The organism is Flavobacterium azizsancarii, from assembly GCF_027980145.1.
Taxonomy (GTDB): Bacteria; Bacteroidota; Bacteroidia; order Flavobacteriales; family Flavobacteriaceae; genus Flavobacterium; species Flavobacterium azizsancarii.
In genome coordinates this window covers 40,889-52,418 of record NZ_JAMZNK010000039.1, presented here as the reverse complement: position 1 = coordinate 52,418, position 11,530 = coordinate 40,889, and the positions used below count along the sequence as shown (strand labels likewise).

General features: G+C 35.4%; 11 protein-coding genes. 7 read left to right on the top strand and 4 right to left on the bottom strand.

Annotated features, from left to right (window positions below):
* The coding region (locus NJT12_RS18920) for a hypothetical protein (protein WP_271337487.1) at positions 1-275 on the bottom strand (275 nt) is incomplete at its 3' end.
* 486 nt (positions 276-761) lie between these two features.
* Between NJT12_RS18920 and NJT12_RS18915 the strand changes: the two genes are divergently transcribed.
* Complete coding sequence (locus NJT12_RS18915; protein WP_271337486.1) at positions 762-1,076, top strand: HPF/RaiA family ribosome-associated protein; 315 nt, start codon at positions 762-764, stop codon at positions 1,074-1,076.
* 55 nt (positions 1,077-1,131) lie between these two features.
* Here the strand turns inward: NJT12_RS18915 and NJT12_RS18910 are convergent, their stop codons facing one another.
* Positions 1,132-1,788, bottom strand: a complete 657-nt coding sequence (locus NJT12_RS18910; RefSeq protein ID WP_271337485.1) for an oxidoreductase — start codon at positions 1,786-1,788, stop codon at positions 1,132-1,134.
* A gap of 606 nt (positions 1,789-2,394) precedes the next feature.
* Between NJT12_RS18910 and wrbA the strand changes: the two genes are divergently transcribed.
* Positions 2,395-3,555, top strand: a complete 1,161-nt coding sequence (wrbA, locus tag NJT12_RS18905; protein ID WP_271337484.1) for an NAD(P)H:quinone oxidoreductase — start codon at positions 2,395-2,397, stop codon at positions 3,553-3,555.
* 868 nt (positions 3,556-4,423) lie between these two features.
* Here the strand turns inward: wrbA and NJT12_RS18900 are convergent.
* Positions 4,424-5,074, bottom strand: a complete 651-nt coding sequence (locus NJT12_RS18900) for a hypothetical protein (protein ID WP_271337483.1) — start codon at positions 5,072-5,074, stop codon at positions 4,424-4,426.
* 363 nt (positions 5,075-5,437) lie between these two features.
* On the opposite strand from NJT12_RS18900, the gene NJT12_RS18895 reads away from it, so the two are divergent.
* The 5 genes from NJT12_RS18895 to NJT12_RS18875 all read left to right on the top strand — a co-directional run bounded on the left by NJT12_RS18895 (position 5,438) and on the right by NJT12_RS18875 (position 9,864).
* The gene (locus NJT12_RS18895; protein WP_271337482.1) at positions 5,438-5,929 is read left to right on the top strand and encodes a nuclear transport factor 2 family protein; all 492 of its coding nucleotides are present in this window, start codon (positions 5,438-5,440) and stop codon (positions 5,927-5,929) included.
* Positions 5,930-6,191: 262 nt separating this feature from the next.
* Positions 6,192-7,574 (top strand): ammonium transporter, encoded by a 1,383-nt coding sequence (locus NJT12_RS18890; RefSeq protein WP_271337481.1) that lies wholly within the window; start codon positions 6,192-6,194, stop codon positions 7,572-7,574.
* Between the two features lie 436 nt (positions 7,575-8,010).
* Positions 8,011-8,688 carry a tRNA (guanosine(46)-N7)-methyltransferase TrmB gene (gene trmB / locus NJT12_RS18885; protein WP_271337480.1) on the top strand — a complete coding sequence of 226 codons (678 nt, stop codon included), beginning with the start codon at positions 8,011-8,013 and terminating at the stop codon, positions 8,686-8,688.
* A gap of 42 nt (positions 8,689-8,730) precedes the next feature.
* Positions 8,731-9,366 (top strand): LysE family transporter, encoded by a 636-nt coding sequence (locus NJT12_RS18880; protein ID WP_271337479.1) that lies wholly within the window; start codon positions 8,731-8,733, stop codon positions 9,364-9,366.
* Positions 9,367-9,537: 171 nt separating this feature from the next.
* Positions 9,538-9,864, top strand: coding sequence for an MGMT family protein (locus NJT12_RS18875; RefSeq protein WP_271337478.1), 327 nt, complete (start codon positions 9,538-9,540; stop codon positions 9,862-9,864).
* Positions 9,865-10,093: 229 nt separating this feature from the next.
* Here the strand turns inward: NJT12_RS18875 and NJT12_RS18870 are convergent, their stop codons facing one another.
* Positions 10,094-11,419: a sensor histidine kinase gene (locus NJT12_RS18870; protein WP_271337477.1), complete on the bottom strand. Its 1,326-nt coding sequence runs from the start codon at positions 11,417-11,419 to the stop codon at positions 10,094-10,096.
* Positions 11,420-11,530: the final 111 nt, after the last annotated feature.

The following is an 11,530-nucleotide window of genomic DNA, read 5'->3' as shown; positions in this document are numbered from 1 at the left end:
GAGAAAAGCAAATTTTTAAACTGAACAAACTTTTTTGTATTATTGTAATCTCTTTCAAAGTGGCACCATTTCAACCGAAATGGGTGGCACGGTCCGACCGAAATACCCACTGATTTTGTATCGATTTGCAGAGTTTCGCATTCTCGCATTAAAGACATGGCGAGAAGATAATTTACTCTTCGAATTGCTTTTGCGAAATTTTCAGGATCAATCGCTTGGTTGAAAAATTCGGTTAACCGCAATTCTGTTTCTTTTGAAAGGGTGTTTACACTCATAATCTTGCATTTTAGGAAATATAAAACCCGCGCAGGTTAGGTGTCCTACGCTGCAAGAGCGTTGCAGTTGTTTCCAATACCGCCACCATACCACACGGGCACAAAGTTTTTCTGAGATCATAAGTTCTTGCATTTAGGACTGCGAAGATACCAAAAAAACTCTTGGGATTTGTATGGTTTTTCTATCTGAATATAAAAGATTAAATTTAGTTTGCTTGTTGCTTCGGGGCTTCGACTAAGCTCAGCATGAAATATCGACTTTGCTCAGCATGACAAAAAATACAATAAAAAAATCTGTTTTTATCCGCGTTTTCACGAAGTGAATCCGTTAAATCCGCGTTCGATAATAACATTTCACAATCGCCAGGTCTCACAAAAAAAGGCTTAAAATTTTCCAACATTTTTTCATAATGTTTTATTAACTCACTTGGCTTTTCATTCTAAAAAAGATAGCTTTGAGAAACAATCATTAAATATAAACCGATTATGAAAATTCAAATCAACACCGACAAGAACATCGAAGGACACGAAAGATTAGCAACTTATTTTTCTGAAGAATTAGAAAAAGGTTTAGCTCGTTTTGAGGAAAAAATAACCCGTATTGAAGTACATTTTGGCGATGAAAACGGAGAAAAATTCAGCTTAAACGATAAAAAATGCGTGATTGAAGTTCGTGTAGCCAATTTGCAACCTTTAACCGTAACAGACCACGCCGATACGCTTGAAAAAGCTTTTAGCGGCGCTCTTGCCAAAGCAAAAAAATCTCTTACGACGACTTTCGAAAAACAGAAAGCGTTTTAATCAATATACAAACAAATGCAAATGGCATTATCTCTAATTAAGATAATGCCATTTTTTATTTTAATAAAGCGTTCATTTCTTCCCAATGCAATATTTTGACTTTTTCGCTAAGTTGGTTCGCACTATTGACCATTGCTTTGGCGATATCGCTCGCCTCTATTCCTTTGTATTTCTTCATTCCACCCACAAACAAAGGATTGATGAATTTGAATATCCCAATAAATACTTTTTCCAGAGGTCTGCTTTCTTTTCTGTCTCCTAAAATCATCGATGGTCGAAAAATATGCGTATGATCAAGATTCAAGTTGATAATATCCTGTTCGGTTTCGCCTTTCATCTTGGTGTAAAATATCGACGACTTTGCGTTTGCTCCAATTGCCGAAACTAGAAAAACTGCTTTGGCACCGTTTTCTTTGGCCAATTTCGCCGCCAAAACCGGATAATCATGATCGATTTGATAATATAGTTTTTTATCGGGTGTTTTCTTTTGCGTGGTTCCAAGTGCTATAAAAACTTCATCAACTTGAATGCCTTTTACAACTTCGGGCAATGAATTAAAATCACCTATCAGAGTTTTTAGTTTTGGATGCTGAATGTTAATTGCTGCCCTGACCACGATTGTTACTTGTTCGTAATTGGCATTATTCAACAACGTTTCGAGAATATACGATCCTACCAGTCCGCTTGCTCCGTATACAATTGCTTTTTTCATAATAAGGCGATTTGTTTCCTCGAAGTTAGAAAATTAAAACTTAACTTTTTGGATTGAGTTGTTTAAACACATAGAAACATAGGATTTGTAAACTTAAAAAAAGGCATTTCATTTATTTTAAAGTCACATAGCTATGTGTCAAATCTTGATTTGTATTTAATTCTCTTTTGTTCATTCCTAAATCCTATGTCTCTATGTGTTTATTTTTTTTCCTCTCGCAGATTGAGCAGATTTTAATTTTTAATCTATATTGTCTATTTTTTTTAAACACATAGAAACATAGATTCTAGCAGTTTAGGAAAAGACATTTCATTTGCTTAAACACACATAGCTATGTGTCAAATCTTGATTTGTATTTAATTCTCTTTTGTTCATTCCTAAATCCTATGTCTCTATGTGTTTAAATATTTCTCCCGCATATTGAAAAGATTTAATTTCTAATCTATGCTCTTGTTGTTTTTAAATAAAAGTACGATTAACATAATAATAACGCTTTTCGGGATTGTAAGAAGTAATTTTGCAGTCCCAAAAAAGCAACTTGGTTTTTGAGATAAACCAAGCTTCTTAATTGAGATTATTCATTACAAATTATTTAAAATTACACTTATGAAAAAGCAACTACTCGTATTATTAATCGCAATATTTATAGGTTTTGGTTCCAATGCGCAAACAAAATCATCGGAAACAAATGTGCTGGTTTTGATTTATTCTCAAAACGGCGGAACTTACAAAATGGCAAAAGCAATTGCCGATGGAGTTCAGGAATATCCAAATACAAAAGCGACTTTAAAACGTGTTCCATCTATAAATCCAAAAGAGAAACTAAATGCTGATGTAGAGAAATTACCTGTTGCAACGATCGAAGAATTGGCCAATTATGACGGAATCGCTTTTGGAAGTCCGGTGCATTTTGCGAATATTAGCGCTGATATGAATTACTTTTTCAGCCAGAGTATTCCGCTTTGGACTTCGAGAACTTTAGAAGGAAAACCGGCAACTGTATTTATGTCGGCAGGATCTGGGGCAGGAAAAGAAGCTGCGATTTTGTCTTTCTGGAATATTCTTGCCTCCCACGGAATGGTGATCGTACCAACCGGAATAATGGGAACGGCTACTTTAGACAAAACGGTTCCTCAGGGAAATACGCCTTTTGGAGCGACTTCATTGGCCGGATCTACAGGAATTCGCCCGTCGCAAAGCGAATTGAATCTGGCTAAAGAACAAGGAAAAGCTTTGGCAAGAGTAGCTTCTGGATTGAGAAATACAGAGAATATAAAATCCGTAAAAACAACTTCGGTTGAAAGTAAAAGCGATATCAACAAAACATTAAAAGACAATAATATTGTTATTCCTGAAGCACCAAAACCAGTAGGGAATTATGTTCCGTTTACGATTTCGGATCATAAGGTATATATTAATCAGGTGGCTTTGAAAGACGGAAAGATCCTAAATCCGGGTAAAGTTGGCGCAACAGTTACAGAAGATCAGGCAAAGGAAGCAACATACCAAACGATGCTGAATGTATTTGCTGTTCTAAAAGAAGCTTGCGGAGGCGACTTGAACAAAGTAAAACAATGTGTGCAACTAACAGGATATTTTAATACCACTCCTGAATATACGCAACATGCAGGACTTATGAATTCGGCTTCGAATTTGACGGCTTTGGTTTTTGGAGAAAAAGGAAAACATGCGAGAGCAACGATTGGCGCAGCTTCGTTGCCGATCAATTCGGCTGTAGAAATTCAGGCGATTTTTGAGATTGAATAAAAGAAAATTTTACCGCAATCCCGATAGCTATCGGGAGCAAAGGATTACGCAAAGGTCACAAAGCTTTATGAATTACGCTTTGCTTTGAGATCGCAAAGTAATTAGAAAAAATCCGTTTTTATCAGCGTTTTCGCGTTAGCGAATCAGTAAAATCAGCGTCTAATTTTTGACGCAGATCAAACAGATTTACTTCGTAAAAACGCGGATAAAAACGGATTTTATTTGCAATGATTTTATTTTTTAAAAGCTTAACTCTCTGACATTCCCCATAGGGATAAAACATGCAAGAGCGCCACTATTGGTGCGACTGCGTTACCAATCAATTCGGCTTTAGAAATTCAGGCGATTTTTGAAATTGAATAAGGGTTTATTGGTTTACAAATGGGAATAAATTTGGGAACGTTTTTGTGTTGTCCCTACGGGACAAAATTGTGATTCGCAAATTGTTTTTCTACCAACATGTAATCTCTACGAGATATTTTTTTAGTGACTATATTATATAGAAGAGACTTCACATTTTATAAACATTGCCAACGTTTTCAATCGCTCGAACACAATATATTTTTCACTATCCTTATCCCACGCCTGAAATTGTGGGTAATAATTGAAAATATTGATATTTTAAATAATAACTCCGTTAGGAGTTAAATATTGGTAGAAAAAACATATAGTAAGTATTAATGTCCCGTAAGGGACTACACGTATATTTGTTATAACACAATCGATGTTTTTTGCGTGAGGGATAGAAGCTGGCTACCGAAGTAGCGCGGATAGCCCGACAGCAATAAAAAAAGGGGCCGACTAAGCGATTTGCATAGTTGGCCCCTTTTTTTATTGGTGGCACGCCCAGATTATTATTGACGTAATATTATGATTTTGGCAACGGAGCTCCAACGGCGATATCGCAACGATGTCCGGGTTTTCCGTGAGCAGGATTCATTCCGTCTGCTGTGGCTACTTCTTCGGTACTTAATAAGGCCGGAACCGCATTGTTTGCAGGTGGCGTCACGGTAAAGTTTTGCGAAGTGCTTCCGCTTTGGGCCGTATTAGCAACAGGTTGTTTTGCTGCAGGAGAGTTTAAAGGTGCTCCAACCGGAATATCGCATCTGTGACCGGGTTGTCCGTGCGCAGGATTCATTCCTTTGGCAACTTTGGCTGGCGTTACGGTTGTTGTGGTTACTTGTTGCCCTGCGTTTACTTGTACAGGTTGCGCAGTTTGAGTCGTAGTCGTTTGCCCTTGCGTTGGAGCCGAATTTAATGGCGCACCAACGGCAATATCACAACGATGTCCGGGTTGTCCGTGTGCAGGATTTATTCCTTGCGTTGCTCCCATTACGGTATTGGGATTCGTGGCAGGATTTTGAACTACCGGTTGCTGTATTTTTGTGGTGTCTTTTGCTAATCCTAGTTTGACTAATTCAGATGTTGGTGTATTTTCCTGTGGTTCCAGTTCTTTCTTGCAAGAGGTAAAAACTAAGGAAGTAACAAATATTGAGGTGATAAGTATTTTTGGATTCATGATGTAAATTTTTAAAGCTCTCAAATATACTGGTTTTTGTAAAGTTTTCCACCATATAAGTGATATAAGATAATTTAAGTTTTGCTTTGCTTTGTAATATAATCTCGCAAAGGCGCAGAGTCGCAAAGTTTTATTTTCTTTGAGACTTGGCTTAACTTAAATTTTAAGTTTTTTAAATTTTTGCTTTTAGAATTTCGCGAAAAGGCGCTAAGTTTTAAAATCGGCAAGGGAAAAAACTTTGCGACTCTGCGACTTTGCGCGATTAAAACGAATCCCAATAAAAAACTCTGCATCTTTGAACCTACGTCCCTTTGCTCCTTTCAAAAGATTTTTTGCTAACTTTAAATCCAAATAAAACCTCTCATGAAAAAATCAATTCTCCTCCTATTATTCGTTGCGACTTTTGCAAATGCACAAACTTCTGAAAAAGACAAAGTCAATCAAACCCTTGATACCTGGCACAAAGCGGCTGCTGATGTAAAATTCGACGCTTACTTTGATTTAATTGCCGAAGACGGAATTTTCATAGGAACTGACGCTACAGAAAACTGGACTAAAAAAGATTTTAAAGTTTGGGCAAAACCCTTTTTCGACAAAGGAACTACCTGGAATTTTACAGCTTTGGAACGTCATATCTTTTTTGACAAATCAGGAAAAATTGCGTGGTTTGATGAATTGCTAAATACTCAGATGAAAATTTGCCGTGGTTCTGGTGTCTTGGTTAAAGTGGGGAAAGAATGGAAAATTCAGCATTATGTTTTATCGATGACGATCCCTAATCCAGAAGCAGACACTGTTACTAAGATAAAAGCGCCTATCGAAGATGTTTTGATTGCGAAGCTTCAGAAAAAATAAACAATTTTGGGTTTTGTTTTTATAATCCTAACTTTTCTAGTGGTTTAGAACATCTGATATCAAATTAATTATAATACAATTGGCAATTTTATCCGTAAATTAGAAGTTCAAAATAAGATAGTCTCAAAAAAATGGATCGAATATTACAAAATTGACTAAAATAAAAGATCAACCTCTATTTTATTAGCCCTGAAAATCAAAATCTTTATTTTTTTTTAACTTTGACCCCAAAAAAAATAGGGTTCAATAAAGTATCTGAAAAATGAAAATAGAAAAACGCTGGGTCATTTCCTTTATTATTATAAGTATTGTTTGTATTACCGGTGCATTTTGGCCAACTGTTACTCAAAACAGTTACGTATTATCTGAATTTGGAACAACGGATCATATTGTTCCTGCCGATGTTGCCTGGATGTTAACCTCCTGTTGTCTGGTTTTGATCATGACTCCGGGATTATCTTTTTTCTATGGCGGAATGGTGGGCAGAAAAAATGTGATCTCAACCATGTTGCAAAGTTTTATTTGTTTGGGCGTTGTAACGCTTTTATGGGTTGTAGTGGGTTTTAGTTTGGCTTTTGGAGATCCTGTAGGATTTGGTTCAGGCGAACACTTTTACAGCTTTTTCGGAAATCCAACAACATTTGCTTTTATGGATTATGTGGGCGTTTTGCCTCATAAAAAATTAGCCAGTACAATTCCGTTTATGTTATTTGCTTTGTTTCAAATGAAATTTGCGATTATTGCTCCGGCAATTATTACGGGTTCGTTTGCAGAACGTGTTCGATTTATATCGTATTTACTTTTCATCAGTTTGTTTACCATTTTTATTTATGCTCCTTTGTGCCATTCGGTTTGGTATCCTACAGGAATTTTAGGAAGTTATTTTGGCGTGAAAGATTTTGCCGGAGGAACTGTAGTACATATGAGTTCCGGATTTGCTGCTTTGGCGGGAGTTATTGTTTTAGGAAAAAGAAAAAATAGCGCTCATATCCCAACCAATATTCCGTTTGTATTATTAGGAACCGGAATGTTATGGTTTGGATGGTTCGGGTTCAACGCTGGATCTGCTCTTGCTGCCAACGGAACTGCCGCAATGGCTTTTGCAACGACAACAACTTCATCTGCCGCTGCGATGTTAACCTGGGTTTTCTTTGACAGAATGAACGGAAGAAAAGTTTCTGCTCTTGGTGCTTGTATTGGGGCTGTTGTAGGTTTGGTTGCCATAACGCCAGCTGCAGGATTTGTATCAGTTCCTGAAAGTATGTTTTTTGGGTTTGTTACGGCTTTGGTTTCTAACTCGGTTGTAAATTGTCGTTTCTCTAAAAGATTTGATGATACGCTCGACGTTTTTGCCTGTCACGGAGTTGGTGGAATTATGGGAATGATCCTAACCGCAATCTTTGCTCATGGCGAAGATGCAAGTTTATTGCACGGAGGCTGGAATGTTTTTGCACACCATATGATGGCATTGGTTTTGGTTTCTATCTTTACTTTCTTCGGGGCTTATTTCTTGTTTAAAGTAACCAACTTTATTATTCCGTTGCGTGTCTCTGAAGAAAATGAACATATCGGTCTTGATTTATCGCAACACGATGAAACGCTTGATCCTAAATTAAAACCTATTACTGAGGCGCATTACGGGTAAAAAAGTTTGCCACAGATTTCACAGATTAAAATGATTTTTTTGATTAATCGTAAATATGAATGTGTAGTCCCTACGGGACATGTCTAGCGTGGTAACTATTATTTTCTACCAATATTTAACTCCTAACGGAGTATATCTCGTAGAGATTAAATATTGGTAAAAAAACGACCGTAAGTTTGTCCCGTAGGGGCTACACTAATTAGACAATTATAATTAAAAAATCATTTTAATCTGTGAAATCTGTGGCAAAAAAAAACAGCCAGGAATTTCGATATTTTGTCCACAATACATACAAAAACTGAATTCGCGAAAATTAGTGTAATTCGTGGCAAAAAAGAACATCCATCATTAAAATTCGTGGCAAAAAACTTTAAAACCCAATTGCGCTATTTTCATTCGTTTATATTCCTTAATTTTGCTGAAAATTTTTGTAAAAGTGGGAAGTAAAAATAAACTAAAAAGATTCAGAGAAAACGAAACATTTCAAAACGTTTTTCAACCAACCAGAGAAGAAGTTGTAGGCGATTTAATGCCTTTGAAAGGAAAATGGAACTCTGATTTCTTTAAAAATGATAATCCATTAGTTTTAGAATTAGGATGTGGAAAAGGTGAATATTCTGTTGGATTAGCAGAAAGATACCCTGACAAAAATTTTATTGGTATAGATATAAAAGGGGCGCGTTTCTGGAGAGGTGCTAAAACTGCTGTAGAAAACGAACTTCATAATGTTGCTTTTATTCGTACTCAAATCGAATTGATCAACCATATTTTTAATGAAAATGAAGTGGATGAAATCTGGATTACTTTTCCGGATCCACAAATCAAATACAAAAGAACAAAACACAGAATGACAAACTCAGAGTTTTTGAAATTGTATAAAAAAATCCTTAAAAAAGACGGTGTTGTTAACCTAAAAACCGACAGCGAATTCATGCACGGTTATACTCTTGGATTGCTTCACGGTGAAGGACATGAGGTTTTATACGCGAATCATAACGTGTATACAAACGAAGGAAGTCCTGAGGAAGTTACTGCTTTTCAGACTTTTTACGAGAAACAATATTTAGAAATTAACAAGGCAATTACGTATATTCGCTTTAAAATTAAAGACTAATTTAATTTTAAGAACGTTTTTTCCAACCCATTAAATAACTGAATGGCATTACTTACCCCATTACTTTCAGGTTTTATTGCCGCTTTCATTGGGATTATTCCGCCAGGTTTAATCAACATGACAGCAGCTAAAGTGAACATGAAAGAAGGAAAAAAGAACGCTTTATGGTTTGTTGCCGGTGCGATTTTAGTCATCTTTTTTCAGGTTTCCCTAGCGGTTCTATTTGCTCAGGTAATTGACAATCGCCCGGATGTGGTAACGCTTTTACGCGAAGTTGGGTTTGCAATTTTTTCGATTCTAACGATTTACTTTTTGTTTATCGCTAAGGAACCTAAAGCTAAAAAATCGAAGATCAAAAAGAGCAGCAAAAAAAGCCGTTTCTTTTTAGGAATGTTACTTTCAGGCCTGAACTTTTTCCCGATTCCCTATTATGTTGTGGTGAGTGTTACGCTGGCTTCTTATCATCTTTTTGCATTCGAAAACAACATTATTTTCACTTTTGTATTCGGATCTGTTTTGGGTTCGTTTGCTGCTTTGTACAGCTATATTGGTTTCTTTGGAAGAATCGAAAAGAAAACTGATTACCTCATGCGAAACATGAATACTATAATAGGAAGCATCACGGGATTAATTGCTATTGCAACGCTTTTTAATATCTTGAGTTACTACTTTGGGTAAAAATATTTTCTAAAGATTAAAATTTAGATTTTATAATATTGAACCATTAAGAGATTAAGAGAAATTAAGCCCGACTTTATAAAACTTCACTTTCTTAATTGTTTTTTCAATAAAAAGTTACACTTTGCCTTAATGAACCTTAATATCTTAATGGTAAAATAATCTAAACATATGGCTGAAGATAATTTTTTTGAAAGAGTTTATACGATCGCCAGACAAATTCCGTACGGAAAAGTAACTTCTTATGGCGCTATTGCGAAAGCTTTAGGAACGGCTCGTTCTGCCCGAATGGTGGGTTGGGCAATGAATGCCTGTCATAATATGGACGATGTTCCGGCTCACAGGGTCGTAAACAGAAAAGGGCTTTTGACTGGAAAACACCATTTTGACGGAACTAATTTAATGCAGCAACTTCTCGAAAGTGAAGGTATTGTTATAAAAGACAATCAGATTATAGATTTAGAAAAACATTTTTGGGCGCCAGAAATTGAATTTTAATGGGGTTAGTTTCACCATATAAGTGATATAAGTTCATTTAAAGTATGGCTTGATTTACTTTGTCTTTTTAATCGCGCAAAGTCGCGAAGCCGCAAAGTTTTTTATTCTTTTTAAGTTTTTCTTTGCGACTCTGCGACTTTGCGCGATTAATAAAAATAATTTCACGACTTTGCAAGAGATTTATGTACAATGCTTAATATGAACCTATATCACTTATATGGTTCAAAAATCAAATCAAACAAATCACAAAGCTCGTTTTATCTTCATCGGTTTGGTAGCTTAAGTAACCGCCGTGTGCTTCTATAATGTTTTTAGAAAGTGTTAAACCAATTCCGGCGCCATCTTTTCTGGTGGTAAAAAAGGGCAAGAATACTTTGTCTCGAATTTCCTGATCAATTCCTTTTCCGTTGTCTGAAATGGTGATAAAAAAGCGATTATTTTCTGTGTAACTTGATAAGAACATTTTCTTTTCGGCCTTTTCTTTTAAGGCATATATACTGTTTGTGATTAAATTAATAATCACTTGTTCCATTTGGTTTTTGTCAATCAAAATAGATCTTGAACTATTAATATCATTTACTAATTCGATATTTTCCGCTTTCAAAATTGGACTCATGATTCGCATACAATCTTCAAAAAGTACATTTATTGGCGTCATTTGTTTCGTTGGCGTTGGCAACATGGCGAGTTTTCGGTAATTTTCTACAAATACCTGCAAGTGATCACTTCGATTTATAATGGTCGAAATACTGCTTTTTATGTCATCAAAATCATCTTCTTCTAATTGTTCCTGATCGACAATTTGAAGAAGATTCTGCGAAAGTGCACGAATTGGCGTCAACGAATTCATTAGCTCATGCGAAATAATTTTCATTAAATTGATCCAGGCTTCTTTTTCCTTTTTCTCAATCACACGCTGAATACTATCCAATAAAATGATAAAATATTCTTTTTCGTATGTTTTTGTATAGGAAGTCTGCAACATAAAAGTCTGCAAATCCTGATCTTCAATTTTAATCGAAATTGCTGATTTTAACTCTGTAAAACCAACATTTTCAATTTCATCGCAAAGTGATGGCAAATAGTTTTTAAGATAATTCCAATGACTTACTTTTGGAACTTTAAACAAACTCGAAAAACAATCATTCATTAAAAAAATACTCCAATCGTCATCTTCTTTCTCTAGAATTAAAGCTGCCGTATCAATATTATTTAAAATCGATTGATAAATAAGCTGTTTTGAAGTTTGCTCTTGTTGCTGAAATTTTAACTTATTGTATAAAAGAGATAAATTCTGAAAATTTTCCTTTTTTTGTTGTTCCGGAAAATTAGTTGAAAAATCATTTTGCAAAATCGAAAGCAAAATTTTATCATAAAACGAGGATTGCTTTTTGATATAAAAATACATTTCAGAAAGCATTAGCAAAACAAAGAAACCAACTAAAACAGCATTGTAATACAATCCTTTGTAAATCAAAAAAACACAAAAGAAAAAGGGTATCATAACAAACAGAACCCTTACAAACAAAGCATTATAGAATTTCCAGTTTTTCATTGTTTCATTTTTTTATACTTAATAATGCTGAAAAATTTAACCGCAAAGGTCGCAAAGGATTTACGCAAGGTTCGCAACAACAGCTTTGCGAACTTAATAAAGCCAACTGCA